20 protein-coding genes, 1 tRNA gene and 3 pseudogenes are annotated in these 20,132 nt (G+C 30.9%); 13 read left to right on the top strand and 11 right to left on the bottom strand.

Going from position 1 to position 20,132, the window contains the following annotated elements:
• Window positions 1-6 precede the first annotated feature (6 nt).
• Together GYW75_RS12440 and GYW75_RS02855 are read left to right on the top strand one after the other, a co-directional pair.
• Entirely contained in the window at window positions 7-339 is a 333-nt protein-coding gene (locus GYW75_RS12440; protein WP_238786391.1) for a hypothetical protein, read from the top strand.
• A 6-nt stretch (window positions 340-345) separates the two neighbouring features.
• Complete coding sequence (locus GYW75_RS02855) at window positions 346-1,953, top strand: conjugal transfer protein TraG N-terminal domain-containing protein (protein ID WP_174798355.1); 1,608 nt, start codon at window positions 346-348, stop codon at window positions 1,951-1,953.
• Window positions 1,954-2,026: 73 nt separating this feature from the next.
• On the opposite strand, the gene GYW75_RS02850 is transcribed toward GYW75_RS02855, so the two are convergent.
• A complete protein-coding gene (locus GYW75_RS02850) occupies window positions 2,027-2,296 on the bottom strand; it encodes a hypothetical protein (RefSeq protein WP_174798354.1) in 270 nt (89 codons plus the stop codon).
• Window positions 2,297-2,758: 462 nt separating this feature from the next.
• On the opposite strand from GYW75_RS02850, the gene GYW75_RS02845 reads away from it, so the two are divergent.
• The 6 genes from GYW75_RS02845 (at window position 2,759) to GYW75_RS02820 (ending at window position 8,966) form a co-directional block, all read left to right on the top strand.
• Entirely contained in the window at window positions 2,759-3,112 is a 354-nt protein-coding gene (locus GYW75_RS02845) for a hypothetical protein (protein WP_065590133.1), read from the top strand.
• A 305-nt stretch (window positions 3,113-3,417) separates the two neighbouring features.
• Entirely contained in the window at window positions 3,418-3,804 is a 387-nt protein-coding gene (locus tag GYW75_RS02840) for a hypothetical protein (RefSeq protein ID WP_174798353.1), read from the top strand.
• 85 nt (window positions 3,805-3,889) lie between these two features.
• The gene (locus tag GYW75_RS02835) at window positions 3,890-4,441 is read left to right on the top strand and encodes a DUF3275 family protein (protein WP_160430877.1); all 552 of its coding nucleotides are present in this window, start codon (window positions 3,890-3,892) and stop codon (window positions 4,439-4,441) included.
• Between the two features lie 79 nt (window positions 4,442-4,520).
• Window positions 4,521-5,099, top strand: a complete 579-nt coding sequence (locus GYW75_RS02830) for a hypothetical protein (protein ID WP_174798352.1) — start codon at window positions 4,521-4,523, stop codon at window positions 5,097-5,099.
• Window positions 5,100-5,114: 15 nt separating this feature from the next.
• Window positions 5,115-6,584, top strand: a complete 1,470-nt coding sequence (locus tag GYW75_RS02825; RefSeq protein ID WP_174798351.1) for a DUF6094 domain-containing protein — start codon at window positions 5,115-5,117, stop codon at window positions 6,582-6,584.
• 81 nt (window positions 6,585-6,665) lie between these two features.
• Window positions 6,666-8,966, top strand: a complete 2,301-nt coding sequence (locus GYW75_RS02820) for an SNF2-related protein (protein ID WP_174798350.1) — start codon at window positions 6,666-6,668, stop codon at window positions 8,964-8,966.
• Window positions 8,967-9,082: 116 nt separating this feature from the next.
• Here the strand turns inward: GYW75_RS02820 and GYW75_RS02815 are convergent, their stop codons facing one another.
• The 8 genes and pseudogenes from GYW75_RS02815 to GYW75_RS02780 all read right to left on the bottom strand — a co-directional run bounded on the left by GYW75_RS02815 (window position 9,083) and on the right by GYW75_RS02780 (window position 16,022).
• On the bottom strand, window positions 9,083-10,345 hold the full coding sequence (locus GYW75_RS02815; RefSeq protein WP_065637651.1) for a restriction endonuclease: 1,263 nt from the start codon (window positions 10,343-10,345) through the stop codon (window positions 9,083-9,085).
• A pseudogene (locus GYW75_RS12695) lies at window positions 10,342-12,856 on the bottom strand (DNA cytosine methyltransferase). Before GYW75_RS12695 ends, GYW75_RS02815 begins: the two are co-directional and overlap by 4 nt.
• 356 nt (window positions 12,857-13,212) lie before the next feature.
• Window positions 13,213-13,470 (bottom strand): hypothetical protein, encoded by a 258-nt coding sequence (locus tag GYW75_RS02805; RefSeq protein ID WP_174798349.1) that lies wholly within the window; start codon window positions 13,468-13,470, stop codon window positions 13,213-13,215.
• 107 nt (window positions 13,471-13,577) lie between these two features.
• Window positions 13,578-13,991 (bottom strand): hypothetical protein, encoded by a 414-nt coding sequence (locus GYW75_RS02800; RefSeq protein WP_174798348.1) that lies wholly within the window; start codon window positions 13,989-13,991, stop codon window positions 13,578-13,580.
• A 74-nt stretch (window positions 13,992-14,065) separates the two neighbouring features.
• Window positions 14,066-14,458 carry a hypothetical protein gene (locus GYW75_RS02795; RefSeq protein ID WP_174798347.1) on the bottom strand — a complete coding sequence of 131 codons (393 nt, stop codon included), beginning with the start codon at window positions 14,456-14,458 and terminating at the stop codon, window positions 14,066-14,068.
• A 266-nt stretch (window positions 14,459-14,724) separates the two neighbouring features.
• Window positions 14,725-15,015 carry a type II toxin-antitoxin system RelE family toxin gene (locus GYW75_RS02790; protein WP_065583136.1) on the bottom strand — a complete coding sequence of 97 codons (291 nt, stop codon included), beginning with the start codon at window positions 15,013-15,015 and terminating at the stop codon, window positions 14,725-14,727.
• Window positions 15,005-15,382, bottom strand: a complete 378-nt coding sequence (locus GYW75_RS02785; protein ID WP_174798346.1) for a HigA family addiction module antitoxin — start codon at window positions 15,380-15,382, stop codon at window positions 15,005-15,007. Before GYW75_RS02785 ends, GYW75_RS02790 begins: the two co-directional genes overlap by 11 nt.
• A gap of 178 nt (window positions 15,383-15,560) precedes the next feature.
• Complete coding sequence (locus tag GYW75_RS02780; RefSeq protein WP_174798345.1) at window positions 15,561-16,022, bottom strand: STY4534 family ICE replication protein; 462 nt, start codon at window positions 16,020-16,022, stop codon at window positions 15,561-15,563.
• Window positions 16,023-16,389: 367 nt separating this feature from the next.
• On the opposite strand from GYW75_RS02780, the gene mobH reads away from it, so the two are divergent.
• The 5 genes and pseudogenes from mobH to GYW75_RS12690 form a co-directional block, all read left to right on the top strand.
• Entirely contained in the window at window positions 16,390-18,246 is a 1,857-nt protein-coding gene (gene mobH, locus GYW75_RS02775; RefSeq protein ID WP_174798344.1) for a MobH family relaxase, read from the top strand.
• A gap of 26 nt (window positions 18,247-18,272) precedes the next feature.
• A complete protein-coding gene (locus tag GYW75_RS02770; RefSeq protein WP_174798343.1) occupies window positions 18,273-18,590 on the top strand; it encodes a phage integrase SAM-like domain-containing protein in 318 nt (105 codons plus the stop codon).
• Window positions 18,584-19,231: a site-specific integrase gene (locus GYW75_RS02765; RefSeq protein ID WP_174798342.1), complete on the top strand. Its 648-nt coding sequence runs from the start codon at window positions 18,584-18,586 to the stop codon at window positions 19,229-19,231. The genes GYW75_RS02770 and GYW75_RS02765 overlap by 7 nt, the downstream gene beginning before the upstream one ends.
• Window positions 19,232-19,460: 229 nt before the next feature.
• Window positions 19,461-19,529: transfer RNA gene (locus tag GYW75_RS02760), tRNA-Met, on the top strand.
• Between the two features lie 127 nt (window positions 19,530-19,656).
• Window positions 19,657-19,701: pseudogene (locus tag GYW75_RS12690) on the top strand (hypothetical protein); the annotation flags it as partial.
• Between the two features lie 9 nt (window positions 19,702-19,710).
• Here GYW75_RS12690 and GYW75_RS12435 read toward each other — a convergent pair.
• Window positions 19,711-20,058: a hypothetical protein gene (locus tag GYW75_RS12435; protein WP_238786400.1), complete on the bottom strand. Its 348-nt coding sequence runs from the start codon at window positions 20,056-20,058 to the stop codon at window positions 19,711-19,713.
• A pseudogene (locus tag GYW75_RS02750) lies at window positions 20,037-20,126 on the bottom strand (IS5/IS1182 family transposase); the annotation flags it as partial. The gene GYW75_RS12435 and the pseudogene GYW75_RS02750, both read right to left, overlap by 22 nt.
• Window positions 20,127-20,132 lie beyond the last annotated feature (6 nt).

Genomic DNA, 20,132 nt, shown 5'->3' with positions numbered 1-20,132 from the left:
TTAAATATGAATAAGAAAAAAATTATTAAACTTGCAATTTCTCTTATTTTTTTACTTGGATTAATTTGTTGCATATTATCTGTTTTTTCATTAACAGAACGTAAAATTGCTTCTATTAATGTATTTTTGAGTAGCTATTACTTTTTTTTTCTTGTAATGCGTTTGTGTATTTATTGTTTTACTGGTTTTCTTTTATTAAAACTAAAAAAAATGATAAAGACAAAAGTAGTAACAACTGAAAAAAAGATATATTACAACAGATTAGTTTTTAGAATTAGCATGTTATGTGTTGCTTTAATTTGTTTTAATGAAGTGATGCTATTTATTAAAATGGGGTAATGATATATGTCTGCAATGAGTTTTTTTGATTATGTGACATTGTCACTAGCATGGTTGGTAAATAACGGAATATGGAGCATTATATCATCTTCTGGTCTTTTTATTGTCCCTTTTATATTCAAAATGCTTAGCATCACGATAAATGTTATGGAGGATGGAGAATTAAAAGGTAAGCATGCAAACGTTATTCTGACTAGATTGGAAACGTACATTTATATTAGCATGGTTGTCATTTTCTTTGCATGTTATCCGTCAATCCCTCTTGATATTCGTGTATTACACTATGAGCACAGCGGATTTTCAGCAGCTATCGATAACGGAAAAATTACTCGACAGAAAATGGAATGTTCATACGCTGAAATATCTCCAGAATCGTCATCATTTAAAAAAAATAGTATTTTATTTAATGGACAACAAATTTATGTTCCTATTTGGTGGTATTTTGTTCATTCGTTATCTTCAGGCTTCACGCAATCTGTAGTTACGACATTACCGTGTAATACGGATTTACGAGAGATTCGTACAACAATTTCAGAGCTAGCAGTAAAAGATCCAATTTTGAAAAAAGAAGCTAATGAATTTTATTCATTTTGTTTCAATCCTTCGTTTAACAAATTAAGTACTGAGTTGTCTAAATTACCTGATGATTTAATTAGTGATGTGACATGGCCAGGATCGTCATACTATTTAAATACACCAGGATATTATGATTCGTTTAGAGCTCAAACTCCGCAACATCGCTGGCCATATGATGAACAACGAGATGTTGGATTAACACCAGGAGAAGGTAATACTGGCTATCCTTCATGTAAAGCGTGGTGGAGTGACAGTAAAAATGGCTTAAAAAAAGCACTGATTGCTGATATTAATCAGCAGATTAAGATCGAGTCTAATGAAAAATCAAAAACAGGTAATTTAAATCCAAACATTAATAAATTTTCGTTTTGGGAATGGTTGACAAACAGTAAAGAAGAGCTGAATGAAATTGTTTTACGTTCAGTTTTAAATCCCAAAAAAATGTTACAGAGCTCAGATTATCTGTTTGTTGACTACGAAAATAGGGATCCATCGATATCTGAGCAAGTTGGCAGTTCAATTGCGTCAGTCGGGGCATTTTTTTCTTCTATGTCGAACTTTATTGAAATTGATGCGTTGCGACAAGCAGCACCCATGGTTCAATCGATATTAATAATGTCTATTATTATTTTATTACCTATCATTATTTTAATTGGGGGATTTGAACCGAAGACGATAATCACGCTAACATTTGTCCTGTTTTCATTGATATTTTTAACATTTGTCTGGGAACTGGCACGTTTTCTAGATTCTAGACTGATTAATATTATGTATGAAAATAATGCTATTCATTTTATGTCCGATCGGTGGAATATTAATAAATCGTTAGTTGATATTATTACGTCATTTGTATTTATTGGGTTTCCTTTGATTTTACTTGCAAGTTTGTCGTGGGCTGGGTTTAAAGTTAGTTCAGGACTAGAGAGTTTTATGAATAAAAATTCAAGTAAAATGCAACAGGTAGGAAAAAATGGAATGAATAAGGCTAAACAAGGAAAAGACATTGCAATGAAAGCTGCAACAAAAGGAAAGAAATAGTTAAAATGTTAAATAAGAATAAGCTAATATAAATGACATATTAGCTTATTATTTATAATAACCTTTTCTTTTATCACCACATTCTATCGCCATCGCTTGTGTAAGCATGACCGTCATCATCGTAATACGATATTTCATTTTTTATTCTTTCTTCTTCTTCTCTTCTTTCTTCTTCTGATGGTGTTTCCAAAAAGCATGGTAATACGTAGAGTATGCCTTTGAATATAAACAATATAAATGTTACAGAAACTGATAAAATTTTTATAAATAATTCAAATCCGTCGCTATTAAACAGCATTTTATGGTTTGTGTCAGATTGTGTTGACTTATCTTTATTTTCCATTTTTATGCCTCTGATTAAAATTTAGCCTTTATATATAAAATATATTTTGCTTTGTGTCAATGCTAAATACTTAAATGGCAAAAACAAAGGGTAAAAGGGTAAGGAAAAAAGGTAAAGGTTATTAATGGTAATGGGCCATAATGGGAATGGCCCTACCTTGAAAAGGCTGAAAAGGCTAAAAATAAAAAGGGCATAGCATAACTAGTTGTTGATTTTAAATTTAATATTGAATTTAGTGAATCATTTGCATTATAATGAAACTAGTTTTAGTTACTTTTTTAGTAACAAACAACGAGAAGATGATCGTTAATTCTCAGACATAGCCAGTAAAATGGTATGTTCCTTTTAATTAAGGTGATCACACACTAACAGCCAACAAACTCACTGTTTTTGCAGGTTGGTAACATCTGTTTGATGTTGAGTTTTTATAGACTATCACATTCACATATTGAGGAATACTCAATGTCTTATGCAATTACTTTTGACTTCGATACTAGCAGGTTAGAGCACTATTATCCTGGTGCATATACTAATGCTTATAAAGAAGTTAGAGATGAGTTAAAAAAGCTTGGTTTTGAATGGAAGCAAGGATCTGTGTATTTTGGTAATAGTAGTATTAATGCAGTAACTTGTGTTTTAGCCGTTCAACAATTGGGACAAAAGTTTAGTTGGTTTACACCTTCATTGAAAGATATTCGAATGCTAAGAATTGAGGAATACAATGACTTACTTCCAGCATTGGTGCAACAACGAGAACTAACTCATGCCTCATTAGAAAAAAATGAGATCCAAAATAAAACAAGAAAATTATTTTAATAAGTAATTAATTGTTTTTATCTTTTACCCATAGGGGAATATTTTCTCCTGTGGAAAGTATTCTCCTTTTTTATTCAACTTTTAATTAGGAGAATATCCATGTTAACTAACGAATACATACTTCTTTCGACAGAATATTTCCTTGCTTTAATCAATTGTGAAGCAACTATACCTGATGATGTATCATTAAGTTCAATCATTCAAGAATACTTACATAAGTCTTAATTTTAATGTGTCAACCAGGAGGGGGATTTTCACTCCTCTTGAGTGATATCTCCTGATTTTGTTTGAGGAGGTTTATTATTATGAGATGGTATTCAGAGCATAATATTCATACTAAATCTGAGTTAATTAATTCATTAATTGCTCCTGTTTATAGTGAACATTATGAAGAAAAAACATTGCAATTTCATGTTTGTAATGACTATATTCATGGAGTAACCATATTATGGTCATTAATTGAATTTAATGTCATAAACGATTATCGAAACATTTTACTGGCAGGTAAATACCGTTACATAAAATGTAATTTGATCAGACAAATTGACGAGGCTTGGAGCTATTCATATTATTGTGAATTATCTTTTCCTCCTTATTATTCATGTCCACTTAATTACCTTGAATTAGCTAATTTTGAAGTAAATCACGAATGGCGAACTCAAGTTAGAAATTATCATCAACTACAAAAATAGTTTTCCTATTTCATTTAAACCAGCTTACTTTATTACGCATAAAGTAGTTGGTTTTTATTTTTACTTTTTATACTGGAGCATTAATATGATTTCAATACCTGGTGAATTAGTCATTACAACAAGAACGGGTAAATATGGCAATTTCAATGTCGCCAAGCTTTTTACATCCATTGGTGAATTTTCTTTAAAAGATAATAAATTATTGGATCAGTATGAAGCTGGAAAATATGAAGGGTCGTTTGTGATTAAACAAATCAAATCTTCTTCATATAGTTATGGCAATCGTGTTGTTATTGAATGTTGTGCGTATATTGAAGATATGGATCTGGTTAATTCATCCAAATTAGATGAAGCAGATTCGGAAAAAATACATGTATCAGAAGACCCTATTTGTCAGACTGAGTCATCTGAAGTTCAGAAAGTTAATACTGAACATCAACATGAAGAAACTATGGCTACCTCAGGTTCAGGTGATGCTGAACTGTTTGGTATTTTATGGCCGATAGGTGATCAAGTTAAACTAGATTCAACGGAGGATCGCTTAAAAATACGTTCCCAGAAAAAACGTTTAATCGAACTTGGTTACCATTTTGACTATAAAAGCCAATGTTGGAATAAATTGCCAGAACAATTTTAACTTAACTTATCTATCTCTGGGGAGAAACAGGTCTTCCTAGAGATCGTTTCTCCTTATATTGATTTAAGGAGAAACTTTAATGAGTAACATTCTTACATTACAAGATATTCCAGATTTGAAATGTGATTGTTGTATTGCGAATAATGACTCCGAACTGATTTTTTTATCAGTATGGGGGAAAGATACCGCAATGCAGGAACTCTTTGCAAAACTTACGATTGGCGAAACAACTACACATGGTTTAACGGATATTAAGTTAAATCATCATCGAGTGTTTTTAGCTGAAGGAAAGTATTATGCAAAGCGCACATTGAAAGTAACTAAAACGTTATTTGGTTCGTTGATTCATGCTTTTATTTTTGATAAACGCATTATTGAGCCAAACCGTGATTCAAATTCAATGATCTCTATTTATAAGATAGAAGATGTTTCCACTAGACATAATCGTTACTTTGATGCAATTAAAACACTTTCATCTGTACCCATTTTAGAACATTGGGCTGACGAAATTGTGTCGATTGCTAAACAACAAGGAATGATTAAAGAACATAAAGCAATTGTTGGTGATATTGATGCAACAACAATCATTGTAAACGACACAATATTAACTCAAATCATGAGCCAAAAAATTCGTGATGGTATTTTAACTTTATCATAATCATAGGGAGTATTTATGGTTGCACTTATATCGCCGAGAGTGGCGCATAATTTTGCTAAAAATGGCTATTATCCAACGGATGATGCTACAACAAATGCAATTATTAGCCATTTTGTAAGAACTGATACTGCTATTCGAGTTTTAGATCCTTGTGTTGGTGAAGCTCGAGCAGCAAGTAATATTGCGTATTCACTTAGTCATAAAGCAAAACTATATGGTATTGAATACAATCGACATCGAGCAGAACTAGCCCAAAAATATTGTGATGTTTTGTTAAGAAGTGACTTATTTGATACCGTTATTTCACCTAATTCCTTTGGTTTATTATTCTTAAATCCACCATATGGAGATTTAACTAGTGAACATAATGGAGCAATTACAAATTATCAGAAAGACTACAAACGACTAGAGAAAATATTCTATCGTTTTACGATCCCGTCGCTTCAGTATAACGGTATTTTAGTATTAATAATTCCGTTTACTCAGCTTGATGAGATGCTTTCAAATTGGATTGCAAGTCAGTTCACTGATATTTCAATATTTACAGCTTGTGATAAACAATTCAAGCAGATTGTTATTTTAGGAAGAAAGGTTCGACAAAATGATATAGCACTTCAGGAAAAAAATGATATGAAGGCAAAATTTGAAGCTATTTTTGAAGGAGAAATTGTTCCTGATGAGATAGCTGTTACAAATAAGCCGATGTATCAAATTCCTGAGCCAGAAAGTGAAATTAAGTCTTTCTATAAATTATCATTTACCGATGAAGAGTTAGGTCAGGAAGTTAAAAATATAGGTGGATTATGGAATGACTTTAATCTTTTTTTCAAAAAATGTTGTGAACGCAAACGCAAACCGTTGTGTAAGATGTCAGACTGGCATTTATCGTTAGCACTAGCTGCTGGTGAAATCAATGGTATTGTAAAGTCTAACACAGGTAAAACCTATATTATTAAAGGTGATACTTATAAATCAAAGTCAAAAAATGTTGAAAATACGTTGGATGATAATGGATTTATTATTGAATCAAAAACAATTTTGACTGATAAATTTGTTCCTTCAATTAAGGCATTTGATTTCACTCCAAATTCTGAAACATTTGGTTCGTTATTGGTGATTTCTAGTCAAATTAACGAAGTTGATGAATTGGATGAAAATGGTACACATGTTGAAGATAATCAATCCTGCTCAGTTGTAACTGGATTGATTTATTCCACAGAAGGGATTAAGTGCTTAGCTGATCGTGATTTTAATATGGCACTTGCTGTTTCAAGCGCTCTTAGTCGTTATAGAAATGGCGATTGGGGAGATGATATGGACGATAGTGATAAAAAATTAAATGATCAAGTGTTAAAGCAAGGACAAAAAAATGACCGCTTATTTGCAAGTTATAAGCTTTCTGATGATATAAAACTATGGATTATTACCGAATGGCATGGTGAGCGAGGTTTTATCACTACGTTGATGCTGCCAAATGAATATTAAATCTATATTAATTTAAACATTAACCCATAAGGGATACAATCCCTTGTGGAGCTTGTATCCCTTTTTATTTAAGGATTAAAAATGGAACAAGTAACATTAAATACACAAATTGATTTAAATAGTTTTATTAATGAATTTAAAGATTCATTATTGGATAGTTTGAATGCATCTAATCCTCCAGTTTACCTTCAGGATGATATGTCATTTGAACGACAATCAATTATGGAACAGTTAAAACGTAAACCATTTAGTGAACAAGCTAATGTTGTACAGGCTGTTACAAAATTGTTATTAGATCAGAATGAACCTGCAGCGATTATCAATGCTGAAATGGGAACAGGAAAGACAATGATGGCAATTGCTGTGGCAGCAGTACTTCACTATGAAGCCCAGTATCGACGTAATCTGATAATTTCGCCACCTCATCTTGTATATAAATGGCGACGAGAAATTTTAGAAACGATACCAAGTGCAAGAGTATGGGTTTTAAATGGCTCAGATACACTTGTGAAGCTATTAAAATTGAGGCAAGAGCTTAAGTTAGGTATTACATCTAATGTGCCTGAATTTTACGTTTTAGGACGTGTTCGAATGCGGATGGGATACCACTGGAAACATGCACTGAAATCAAAACCTATTTACCAAAAGCAAAATATTCATGAACGTGGGGAAGTTAAAACAAAATACATAAAAAAAGACTGTGCTGCTTGTCCCGACTGTTATAATTTTTGTCGTGATGACGAGGGGGAGTTAATTCTTTTTAGCGATTTTGTTTTGAAAGAACATCGAACAACTTGTGTGAATTGCGGCAGTGCTTTATGGACTTTGATTAGACCATTAAATAACTCGAATTCTAGTTTTAGAGACAGAGTTAAAAAATCGATGTGTCAAATTCCGACAATTGGGCCAGTGAAAGCTGAATCTCTAATTAATAAATTTGGTGACGATTTTCTATCTGATCTGCTTGCGGATAATGCATCAGATTTTGTTAATCTTATGAATGAAAATGGTGAGTTTATTTTCACTGACAGACAAGCAATAAGAATGGAAAAAGCTTTAGCTAAACTTGAATTTGGTTTTGGCGAAGGTGCTTATCAAGCTACCGAATTTATCAAAAGATATTTACCACAAGGATTTTTTGATTTATTGATTGTTGATGAAGGTCATGAGTATAAAAATCAAGGCTCTGCACAAGGGCAGGCGATGGGTGTGCTTGCTAGCCAAGTTAAAAAGATTTTACTTTTAACTGGTACTCTTATGGGAGGATATGCAGATGACCTATTTTTTTTACTTTTTCGTGTATTAACGTCTAAGATGATTGAAGACGGTTATAAACCGAATAGCAGAGGTTCACTTGGTACCGCAGCAATGGAGTTTATGCGAGATCATGGAATCATTAAAGACCTATATACGGAAAGGCATGGAAATAGTCATAAAACAGCCAAAGGTAATCAGATTTCTCATCGAACACAAAAAGCTCCAGGTTTTGGACCAAAGGGTATTTTACGATATGTATTACCGTATACAGTATTTCTAAAGCTTAAAGATATTGGTGATAATATTCTCCCGAATTATACTGAAGAGTATATTGATATTCCAATGTCATATGAGCAAAGAAGTTATTACGATGATTTATCGAATAAACTTAAGAGTGAGTTGAGAAGTGCATTAGTGAAAAGAGATACAACATTACTTGGTGTTGTACTCAATACCTTACTTGCATGGCCTGACTGCTGTTTTAGAGCAGAAACAGTCACTCATCCAAGAACACGAGATAAGCTGGCTTTTGTGCCATCTGTATTTAGTGGTGATGAGGGTGATAGTTTTATTGAATGTTCGCCAAAAGAGCAATCTTTAGTTGAACATTGTTTAGCTGAAAAAACAGATGGTCGTAAAGTATTAGTATATGCAACTTATACTGGTACTCGAGACATAACTGGACGGCTTAAGCTTATTTTAGAACAAGCTGGTTTAAAAACAGCTATATTAAAATCAAATGTGTCGCCAGAAAAGAGGGAGGATTGGATCTTAGACAAAGTGGATAAAGATTATGATATTGTCATAACAAATCCAGAACTTGTTAAAACAGGTCTTGATTTACTCGATTTTCCGACCATTATTTTCTTGCAAACTGGTTTTAATGTTTACACATTGCAACAAGCAGCAAAACGTTCGTTCAGAATTGGCCAGAAAAATGATGTAAAAGTGATTTATTTGGGCTATGAAAATTCAGCACAAACAAGCTGTTTAAAATTAATGGCAAAAAAAATAGCGGTTTCACAAAGTACTTCAGGGGATATGCCTGAATCGGGATTAGATATACTTAATTCTGATGATGAATCCATTGAAGTGGCTTTAGCAAAACAGCTAATTGCCGTATAAAAATAAGTGATATAAAGTAAAAGCTGGCACGTTATGTGTCAGTTTTTGTTATTATAAATTCATCAACAACATGTTCCCCATTTTTGTATAGTTTAATGGGAAATATTTTCTAGTTTTTATATTACTGGATAATTACTTTCCACAAGAGCTGAATATGCACCTCCTAAATAATCACTACAGAAAAAATCAATTTGTTTAATTATAGATGCAAAATCTAATGGGGGAATATAATTAAATTTATCGGTTTTAAAGCCAACGTTTAATACAAAACGATAATCTTCGAAATCATAGATTTTTATGCCCTTTGAATGAGTTAAATTTTCCATAATAGATGAACATTTAGCAATTAAACAGATGTACTGAAAATTTTTATCAATATAAGCGGTCTTATTTTCAGGGTGTGCCATGCCAAAATGTTGATTTGGTGTTATAGCAATTAAATTTTCAAGGTAATCTGCAATTTCAGGAAAATCAGACTTTGTGAAAATATGATGAATCTGGCTTGCTAAAATATCTTCACCTAATTGATACACTTCAGATTTTCCGTTTCGATATAGATCGTTAAATTTACGCACATCTTTTTTAGCTTTCTGTACCAAATATTCGTGGTAATTTTTTGATTGTTGTTGTTCTAGTGATTGGTGTTCTTGACGTGAAATTTGTTTCGACTTTCCAGATAGTTGATCTCGCCAATTTAAGCGATTATAAGTGAGATCTTGCAGTGTAATTAGGTTTTTAGATATATGTCCTCTTTCTGTTCCCCGCTTTTTATATTTGAATGCTAATGGATTGATAATTTTTGTAAAAATTCGTCCACACTCTATACTACCGTTAATCGGTGTGTTGTCAATCGTAAATGATGTAAACGTATCTTTTAATTGTTGATAACTCTCTTTATTTTGGACTTTAAGAAAATCATTAAAACTAGTAGCCAATCCACTGTCTTTTAATACTTTTTCGATATAATGAGTAAGGAAATTCAGTGTATTTAATGGACGTAAAGCAATATGTTGTAATAATTCAAGGTTATTAATTCGATATAAGTACCTAGTACTAACTTTAGTTTCAATTAAAATTCGACTATAAGCGAGTAACTTAATAGGTTGTCCAAAATACTTATCATATTCATTGCGTGATTTTTGGCTAGGATCTGGTTTTGAAAATATCGTTTGCACATTTTCCTGAGCATATTTACTATCCCAAATGTCTTTAACTGTAAAAGAGGTTGATGTGCTTGATTGTGTATATTCTAGAATACAGTCAGCAATAATTTGCACAACATCATAAGTGCATTTTTGATCAATCCAACGCGCATTACCTGATAGTTTCACATCGTAATCATATTTTGATAAGAAATTTTGAATAAAGTCATTACTCATTTTATCTCCCTATTTTTTAAACCAAACCAAAAAACGCTATTAGCATCAATATTTAACGATCTTGTCTGATAATTCCTTGCTATTTGATAAAAATGTCTAAATTCAGAACTTGCATAATATTTTAATTCATCATCTGATAGATGATATGAAAATTTAGGTATTAATACTGCAACTGAACCATTCATAATGTAGCCTTTTTGTTTTCGCATTAACCTAGGCTTATATGTCATATTTGGTGTTAAATAAACATCTTCACGATCAAAATATTTAGCAACGGATAATTTCATTAATTTTGTTTGCTCAATATAAGCATCATAATTTTCTATATCTATAATTTTATCACCTAAATCACTAATATTTCTAGATTTTAATACTCTAACTTGTTCTGAATGTTTTTTTACTAATGACAAATTTTCATTTGTAATTTGACGATCTCTGAAAACAGTAAACTGGTTAAATTTTAACTTTTTAAACACCTTATCAAAATCTTGATCCCGATATATAACCCAATAAGGTAAAGCAGAATCAAAAATATAATTTGCTTTTTGGATTAATTTTAGTTTTTTAGGTAAAGAACATACATCAATATTTCTTTGATTATTTTCTTTCAAATTACAAATTATATTGATTGTTTCTACCAATACACCTTTAAAACCTAATTCACCAAAATCCAAAATAGATTGGATCTTATTATTTGTTAGCTTTTCTCTCGTTTCCTTATATTCAGGAGTATTAAGTAAATTTTTAGGCATAATTAAAGAAATAACGTCTGCACATTGTAACGATTTTTCAAGGAAAAAGGCCGAGAGATTTTTGACATTTTGGCTATAGTTTTCTATATCAAATAAACTAAGGTCTGTTCTTTTTAGCTTTGTAAAAGGCGGATTACCAATTATTAAATCAAACTTTCTCTCTGGTTGATATAACATAAAATCATTACAAATAAATTCTAATTCAATATTTTCGGGTAATCTTTGTTGATTATAAATTAATTTTACCCATTCTAAAGTTTTGGGGTTAATATCGATTAACGTGAATTTCACTTTTGGGATATGCTTATATTTCTCAAATAAGAAAGGTAAGAAATTACCTGCACCTACTGATGGTTCACAAATATGTAGTTGTGATTTTTCCAAAAAATCAGGTAAATAATTAATGATTTCTTGAATAATAAAAGGGTTTGTATAATAAGCAGAATGATTTTCTCTTTCACTATTACTTAATTCAATAATACGAGAAAGTACCGTAGTATCTATAGTGTTATTTTTAAGTTGTGATAAAAGGTAATTAGATAAACAGTTTTCATCATTAAGTTCATGTCTTTCGATCAGTTGTAATATTTCTTTCTCTGTCATATCAAATTACTTGCTTAATTTTTTCCGCAACCGTTTTAAATATTGCTGTTGGTACAGCTTCCCCAATGCTTTGACGAATATTCATCTCATTTTTCTTAGAAATTTTTTGTTTTTCTGCTAAAGATAAATTATTCAATGTTTCTAATGATATATCGACCCATTTAAATTGATCAGGGATAGTCATTAATTTCATTAATTCACGAATAGAAAAGACACGATCATCTATTGGATGTACAGTATTTTGGCTTGCTAGTTGATCATTTCTAGTATGAATACACGGAGCGACTTTATCATAAAGTTGGCGAGTGTATTTATCCCCATTTTTGGATTTGTTAAGCACTATTTCACCATTTACAATTTTATGAGGACGTTTATTTAATTCAACGTTATCAAAAGCACTTTGCCCTTGCTTAATATCAGTTATCCAAGCTCGCATATGTTCAGGGTAAACACGAAAACTATGATAAAAATCATTATTATCATATTCTCCCCAATCAAGTGATTTCATGTTGCCAATTACTTTCTTAAGAGTAACTTCATCACGTTCATCAGGAAAAAATTGGCTAGGGGAATGTGATAAATTTTTATCCACTCCAATTACTAAAGTTCTTGTGCGAGATGAATTTGAACCATAATTCTTAAAATTGATAATTCGATGTTCAATTTTATAATCCGTTGCCAATTCAGCTAAGATTAAATCGCCAATAGCAACCAATTCTCCTTGATTATTTGTACAACCTGTTTTCCAAAATGCCTGAACATTTTCTAAAATAAAAAAATATGGACGAATATTTTTTATTATATTTACACTTTCAACTACAAGGCTATTTCGCTCAATTTCATTTTCTTTTTTCTTATGATTAGCAACACTCATACCTTGACAAGGAGGTGTTGCAATGACGACATCAACACGATGATAACCTAACTTTTGCCAACGCTGAATTTCTAGATAAATACGTTGTTTGATTTCATCTTGTTTAATATCACCATTAATATATCCAGAATCAAAACGACACTTTTTATTAATTTTTTGAATATTAATTCTTCTTTCAATTAATTCATTAGTTGCAATACATTCATAATTATTTAATTTAAACCCATAACATCCGACTCCGGCAGATGAAAAAAGACTTATGTATGTATGTTTTTTGCTCATCAATTTCTCCTTAATATTATCCAACTATTTTATCCCATATATGTTTTTTGAGAAATGGCCGAGAGGAGATGAATTAGATATAAAAACTAAACCATTTGTATCTTCTATATTTTTCGTAATAAGATTTTATTCATTCGCATATAAACTTTATTACGAAAAATATAGTTTATGATCGTATTAATAATAAACTACATATTGTTCAATAAATTGGACGATTAATTTAAGTTCTAGCTGATACTTCTATCTTAAGTGATTTTATCATATATCCTGTAATCCAATTAGATATATTTTAGTTTGCTTACTTATTTCAAATAATAAGAAATGTTAGATCATTCAGTTTAGTTTCATTAGTATTGTTAATTACATTCAATTTTAAAAATCCTTTTTACGAGTTCTCGAGAACCATCTGGTTTAACTCGCCAGATTTCATTTCCAACTTGTTCAACATAGCTTTGAGTCTTGAATAACTCTTGAATTTTTCGTTTAGTTAACTCTCCAAATGTATCATCATCAAGTAGACCATGATCAGTATTTTCATAACGTAAATAATCCTCTTCAGACGGGTTCTTGATTGCCCTTGCTTTAATGTCTGGATAAATTATTAAATGCCTCATTTATTTTTTCCTTAGTCGAAAAACAAAGAATTATAATTTATTTCTTAGTATGTATTACATCATTGTTGTAAAAAAAGCAAGTTTCCTTGCTTTTTATTGTGAATGTTTTAACTAATTAAGAGACAGATATTATCAATAATTTCACCATCAATACTTAATACAGCTTCAGAATACAAATCAAAATAGGCATTATGACCTAATTCTTTTAAATGCTCCAAAAAGCAAATCAAAAAACATTGTGTATAATCTCCTGATGATAAAATTTCTTTATAAGATGAATTGAAACGGCTAGCAATTTTATGATTGAAATCATTTAAATTATTACATTGCCATTGTTTCATCAACCAATCTTCCATTTTTGATAGATAGAGATTAAATTCAACGCCTTCTCCATCAGAGAATGAATTAATCAAATCATATCGTTTAATATTAGATAATATATCGTCATCAATCTTTATAATGTCATCTCTAAGATAGAGTCGTTTACTAGTATCATTATCAAGTTTATTTTCAATATACATAAGTGTTCTCCTATAGTTTAATTGATGGAGAACACTCCATTAGGAGTATTCTCCTAATGGAATGTGTAGAGTTTTTATAAAGCTAATTCATAACGAGTTAGATCAATGAGTTTAGCTATTTCAATATTACGAACAATAGGTAATTTGCGTTTCAGATATTCGATGAAATTAGTTGTTGGGTTTAACTGCCAATGAACTAATACTACATTTACTAAGCCGCTAATTACTATGTTCTGGGTAGAATTGTCTACTATTGATGCACGTTTAACTTCACACGGACGATTATTAATTTCACCATCCATCCAAATATCACCAAGAAAGTGAGTAATTTCATTTTCAGCCTCAATAATTGAATTGAAACTACGCTCAGAAGTGATAATTTCGACCTGATTATTGTCAGTGAAATTGATCTCTAGTTTAAATCCATAATTACTTGTAAATAAGTCTTTAATGTAATTAATTGTCATGATAATTCTCCAAAATTAAGTCAATAAAAAGGAGAATTTATGCCCAATAGGGATAAAATTCCCCTATGGGTGAGTAAAAGATAAGTTTATAAGAACTCAACATCAAACAGATGTTACCAACCTACGAAAGTAGTGAGTTTGTTGGCTGTTGGGATGTGATCACCTTAATTAAAAGGAACATACCATTTTACTGGCTATGTCTGAGAATTAACGATCATCTTCTCGTTGTTTGCTACTAAAAGTAGCGGAAAAATTAGTATAACGATTTAATTAATGCGCTGCTTTGCATCGTTGTAAACATTTAAAGATTCTCGCTTACCTATCGCTAACACTTTGATAATAATAAGCTCATCAATAACTTTATAGACCATTCTGAATCCAGATGACCTCAATTTTATTTTGAAACACCCAGACAGTGAACCACTTAACTTAGCTGATTCAATATAGGGGTTAATCTGAAGTTTTTTTAACTTTTTTTTAAATTGAAGCTGTATACTCCGATCTAATTTATTCCATTCTTTAAATGCCTTTTCATCGAACACGACTTTAAAGGTCATCCACATTCACCTCAATAATTTTACCTGGATTTCTGAGTCTATCTTCGGCAATTCTAAGAATATCCTCATCTTCGTCAATGCACGGAACTAAACGAATTATTTCTGGTTGGTTTGATTTGTGTTTAATTTGCCATAAATCATACTGGGATTGTAATGATAACCACATTCTTGCAGTGCTAATTCCAGCTAGTTCTAATCGCCAAGCTAGGGTTGGTGAAATAGGGGCTTTACCATGTAACACTTTTGATATTGTTTCACGTGAAAAACCTAGATGTTTAGCAAAATCAGTAATAGTCATATTTAATGTATTAGGTAAAATTTCGTCTAATAAAATTTCACCTGGATGTGAAGGGTTAAACATTTCCATAAATGCTCCAATACCTCTAGTTGAACCAGTTTCAAAAAAAGTTCCAGTTCTTTATGTTCAAAACTTTTTATCATATAAGCCTTTTCCTGTGAGGAATTTCATCACAAATGGAGAGTTGAAGCAACTGATTTAACAATTAAAAAAGCAAGTTTCCTTGCTTTTTTTGAGTTGTTAATTGTTACGCAACATTATTGAGTTCTTCGTCATGAGGTTCACTTTGATTTTCTAAATGTTCGATTTTATCCGAATATTTAAGTTCACCATCAATTTTAAGGCTGGAGATTTTTAGTAATCGAGCTTTTAAATTGATTCCAACGTCTCCTTTTTTAACTCCAGTGCTGTATGTAAATGTTTCAGCATAGATATCACCGACGCAAAAACTGATTAAGATTTTTTTGTTGGCTTTATTTGCTTCAATGCATTTTTCAACTAAGCTTTTTGCTTTTTCACCAGTAACGTTACAGTTAATGTAGGTATATTCGGCGTTTTTGCAATTTCCCCTTAGTGCAGCGATTGTACATGATAAATAAGGTTTACCATTTTTGACTTTAACTTCACGGATTCGGTTTAAATAGCCAATTCCAGTTGTATGTAAATCAAAAAATTGTTTAGTTACTGTGTTATTAGTTAAGTTAGTCATAATATTCTCCAAAATTAAGTCAATAAAAAGGAGAATTTATGCCCAATAGGGATAAAATTCCCCTATGGGTGAGTAAAAAGTAAGTTTATAAGAACTCAACATCCAATAGATGTTACCAACCTACGAAAGTAGTGAGTTTGTTGGCTGTTGGGATGTGATCACCTTAAAAAAGGAACGTCCCATTTTATTGGCAACGTCTGAGAATTAACGATCATCTTCTCGTTGTTTGCTACTAAAAGTAGCGGAAACGAACTAATTATACTAATTAAGTAAAAATTCGCAATATGAATATTTATTTTTCTATATTAAATATGGTTCATCAAGTTTATATTGATAAATATACAGGTATTTAAAAATTGTATTGATTATGCTTCATTTCTTAAAAAAGTTAATTGTTAAAAATAAACAAGAGAGTATCAGTACTCATGAGAATTCATCATCATTGGAAGACTGGTATATTCCAAAATCGGCAACAGAATTGCTTGATACACCTTCTCGAAAAAAGCTGATCTCACTAATTTGGCAACGAGTATCAATTGATCAACAGCGGTTTAATAAATTATATATGGATGTTATCAATAATTATGTTGAAATAGTGCAATTACTGCCCGCTTCGGAGGCACACCATCATTCGTATACAGGTGGTATGATTGATCACGGACTTGAGGTGGCAAATTATGCATTGAAGTTGAGGCAATCTTACTTACTTGGAGCTAACGCAGAAGATATTCCAAGGCAAGCTCAGGCTTGGAGTGCGGCAGTTGTATACGGTGCATTGTTACATGACATAGGTAAAGTTGTTGTAGATGTTCATGTTGAAATGAACGATGGCAAAATTTGGTATCCGTGGAAAAGCAATTTAGATTTACCGTATCGGTTTAATTATAAAAAAGATAGGGATTACTCTCTTCATCCGAGTGCTGCAGCATTGATGATTAAACGAATTTTACCAGATGAAAGTATCATTTGGTTATCACAATTCCCTGAATTGTTTAAATCTTTTTTAAGTTTATGTTCAGGCCATACTGAAAAAGCTGGCGTATTATCCGAAATTATACAAAAAGCAGATATGTTTTCTGTATCGAATAATCTAGGTGGAGATCCGACAAAAATACTAAGTAAACCAGTATCACTAATGAGTAAAATGATTGTTTCGATAAGGTATTTAATTGAATCAGAATTAGTGTTGAATGGCCCAAAAGCCTGTGATGGTTGGTTTGATGGAAAAGATGTTTGGGTTATTAGCAAATCATTTACCGATAAAATGAAAGCTAATTTGCTGCAAAACGGTATAACTGATATACCTACTGATAATGCAAAAATATTTAATATACTAAAAGAGCACGGGATAGCAATAGCAAATGAAGATAAAACTATTTGGCCGTGTAAAATTGAATCTGATAGTGGTTGGGTTGCTGAAAAACTAACACTTATCCGTATACCTGCCAATGTGGCTTTTCATAATATTACTAATGCTCCAGAACCATTCAAGGGTTCAATCACTCCACTGTTAACAGAAGCAACAGAAGCAGATAATCTTAACTCCATACCTGATAATATTTCAACGGAGGAGGTTAAAGAAGAGTCTAAATTAAACATTGCATCTGAGTCTGTAGATGACAAAGCTTCTAGAATGCAAGATATAATATTAAACCTATTTTCTAATGAAAAAACAAATACTGAGATATCTGAAACAGATATGGCTGATAATCATGATGATTGTGACAATTCCAAAGCGGATCGTCAAATAAAAGAAAATGATTTAAAAAATAATAATATTTCTATTTCAAATGAGTGTATTTCTAACACATTAGATAATGATGATATCTATAATCACCCATTTTTTAAATGGGTTAGAAGTCAAATTATTGGTAAAAAATTACCAGTTAATAACCAAAATGCGTGCATTCATACTGTTGACAGTAAAATATTCATGGTAACTCCCAAAATTTTTAGAAAATACAGTTTATATATAAATGGTAATGATGATGATAGCAACTGGAAACAATTACAACGTGAATTCCAAAATTTAAAAATTCATACCAAATTTAGTGATGAAGGATTTAACATCTGGAAATGCTTCATTTCGGGAAAAAGAAAGAGCCATACTTTTATCAAAGGTTATTTAATTGATAACAAACCATTATTTGCTATTGAGAATAATTTCCCTGATAATCCACATCTAACATTAATTCATGATGTTAATATTTACAAAAACAATTAGTGAGAAAATGAGAATCAGGAGTATTTATGGAAATAACAAAAGAAAAAATGTCTTGGCAGGAATTGCTCATAGTATATCTAGAATTTAAACAATTGCGTAAACAAACTATCTATAATTATAGAAGGTATATTGAAGCATTTACTCGATTTTTTAATAGTGATTTTACAAATATTAACTCAATTAACCATAAAACAGTATCAAACTTTAGAAGCCATATTTTGGAAGTCAGACAATGTAAACATGTAACATGGAATAGTTATTGTCGTCATTTTAAAGCGTTAATGGGATTTGGTATAGAACAAGGCTTAGTTATTCAAAAAAAAATCCATTTGATAAGATGTTAATAAAACCAGGGAAGAAAGCCAAAAAGACTATATCACAAGCAGATATTGATATTTGTTTAAGTTTTCTTAAAGAAAAACAGCTAAAAGAATCACCAAGAGATTTTTGTTATCCAGCCCAATTTTGGATAACACTGATTAAAATTTTGCAATATACAGGTATTCGACGTAATCAATTGTTGCATATTCGTATTTGTGATATTAATGATAAAGATAAAAAACTTTTTTTAAGAGAAGAGGGCTCGAAAACTCATAACGAACGAGAAATCCCACTAATTGACGATGTTTTTCAAGATATTGTTGAATTAAAGAAACAATTAAAAATGTTAAATAAAAAACCGAACATGCAGCTATTTAATATTTATCATTTTAAAAATGGTAAATGTGATTTTTACAAAGAAATGAATTTTGATCGAATAGATGCGTTTTTTCAGCGATTATCAAAAGTTTGCAATGTTAAAGTCAGCCCACATAGGTTCAGACATACATTAGCAACAAATCTGATGAAACAACCCGATCGAAATGTAACATTAGTAAAGGAGCTATTAGGGCATTCATCGTTATCAACAACATTAGAATATATAGTAACAGATCATGATCAATTAAGATCTTGTTTAGATGAGCATTTTAATCAATTAAAATAATGGTTAATTATATAAATAATTGTTTATTGATTATGAAAATTATTCAATAATGGTTTACTACTAGTATTCAATGTAATTGATATAGAATACTAGTAGTAATACATTAGTAATTATACAATAATTGGTGATTATTAATGTTGACAAAATTTTTAATTTATTTATTATTTGTTAACAATATCTATCCCTCTATTATGAGATTTATTAATACGTAGAAATTATTTAAATATTAAAATCAATTAGTTGTTTGGTTCGACTCATAATCGATTGGTCACTGGTTCAAGTCCAGTAGGGGCCACCATTAAACACTATGATTTATATAAGTTCTTAAGCATTTCTTAGATTTTCCATTGTGCCGTTTAATGAGCCTTGTGCCGTAAATAGGTTTGGGATAATACGGTTGTTGGAAGTTTTTTTCATACACTAAAATCCCTATTATTCATGGTTGTTACTATAAAACGAGGAAGTTGTCTAATAAAGCACTATTTGAATATATTCAAATATATCATAATTGTATTCGTCTTCGGCAGCCAACGGCTGGATATCGCTTGAACAATATGAACAATACTATTACCAAAACAATAAAATAATAAAGAAGGGTAATCTCTAATATTTTTGAGAGGATCAGTATTTTGCCTTGATACACTGGAGTATGGTATGTGTTTTTTATCCCAGCCCCATAATTTAAAATCACTCATCAGCGTCTTCTTTTTCATACGATCATTTATATTATTGTCTTTATTACTATCGTAAGCTGTAAAAAGCAACAAGAGGTTAGGGCTGTTGATCTTTGCTGTACATAAATTACTCAACAATACATTGGCAGCCACATTAACATAAATGCCAGTGATACCATACTGGCATAATTCCTTTCTAATTTATCGTATCTATTTGATATTTAACG

This window comes from Gilliamella sp. ESL0232, from assembly GCF_013346885.1.
Classification (GTDB): Bacteria; Pseudomonadota; Gammaproteobacteria; order Enterobacterales; family Orbaceae; genus Gilliamella; species Gilliamella bombi.
The sequence above is the reverse complement of the archived record's forward strand: the minus strand, read 5'-3'. Positions and strand labels throughout refer to the sequence as shown.

Excerpts from the sequence above, each read along its gene's own strand:
- GYW75_RS12440 (WP_238786391.1), top strand. The coding sequence starts at position 7 with ATGAATAAGAAAAAAATTATTAAACTTGCAATTTCTCTTATTTTTTTA.
- GYW75_RS02855 (WP_174798355.1), top strand. The coding sequence starts at position 346 with ATGTCTGCAATGAGTTTTTTTGATTATGTGACATTGTCACTAGCATGG.
- GYW75_RS02850 (WP_174798354.1), bottom strand. The coding sequence starts at position 2,296 with ATGGAAAATAAAGATAAGTCAACACAATCTGACACAAACCATAAAATG.
- GYW75_RS02845 (WP_065590133.1), top strand. The coding sequence starts at position 2,759 with ATGTCTTATGCAATTACTTTTGACTTCGATACTAGCAGGTTAGAGCAC.
- GYW75_RS02840 (WP_174798353.1), top strand. The coding sequence starts at position 3,418 with ATGAGATGGTATTCAGAGCATAATATTCATACTAAATCTGAGTTAATT.
- GYW75_RS02835 (WP_160430877.1), top strand. The coding sequence starts at position 3,890 with ATGATTTCAATACCTGGTGAATTAGTCATTACAACAAGAACGGGTAAA.
- GYW75_RS02830 (WP_174798352.1), top strand. The coding sequence starts at position 4,521 with ATGAGTAACATTCTTACATTACAAGATATTCCAGATTTGAAATGTGAT.
- GYW75_RS02825 (WP_174798351.1), top strand. The coding sequence starts at position 5,115 with ATGGTTGCACTTATATCGCCGAGAGTGGCGCATAATTTTGCTAAAAAT.
- GYW75_RS02820 (WP_174798350.1), top strand. The coding sequence starts at position 6,666 with ATGGAACAAGTAACATTAAATACACAAATTGATTTAAATAGTTTTATT.
- GYW75_RS02815 (WP_065637651.1), bottom strand. The coding sequence starts at position 10,345 with ATGAGTAATGACTTTATTCAAAATTTCTTATCAAAATATGATTACGAT.
- GYW75_RS02805 (WP_174798349.1), bottom strand. The coding sequence starts at position 13,470 with ATGAGGCATTTAATAATTTATCCAGACATTAAAGCAAGGGCAATCAAG.
- GYW75_RS02800 (WP_174798348.1), bottom strand. The coding sequence starts at position 13,991 with ATGTATATTGAAAATAAACTTGATAATGATACTAGTAAACGACTCTAT.
- GYW75_RS02795 (WP_174798347.1), bottom strand. The coding sequence starts at position 14,458 with ATGACAATTAATTACATTAAAGACTTATTTACAAGTAATTATGGATTT.
- GYW75_RS02790 (WP_065583136.1), bottom strand. The coding sequence starts at position 15,015 with ATGACCTTTAAAGTCGTGTTCGATGAAAAGGCATTTAAAGAATGGAAT.
- GYW75_RS02785 (WP_174798346.1), bottom strand. The coding sequence starts at position 15,382 with ATGGAAATGTTTAACCCTTCACATCCAGGTGAAATTTTATTAGACGAA.
- GYW75_RS02780 (WP_174798345.1), bottom strand. The coding sequence starts at position 16,022 with ATGACTAACTTAACTAATAACACAGTAACTAAACAATTTTTTGATTTA.
- mobH (WP_174798344.1), top strand. The coding sequence starts at position 16,390 with ATGCTTCATTTCTTAAAAAAGTTAATTGTTAAAAATAAACAAGAGAGT.
- GYW75_RS02770 (WP_174798343.1), top strand. The coding sequence starts at position 18,273 with ATGGAAATAACAAAAGAAAAAATGTCTTGGCAGGAATTGCTCATAGTA.
- GYW75_RS02765 (WP_174798342.1), top strand. The coding sequence starts at position 18,584 with ATGTTAATAAAACCAGGGAAGAAAGCCAAAAAGACTATATCACAAGCA.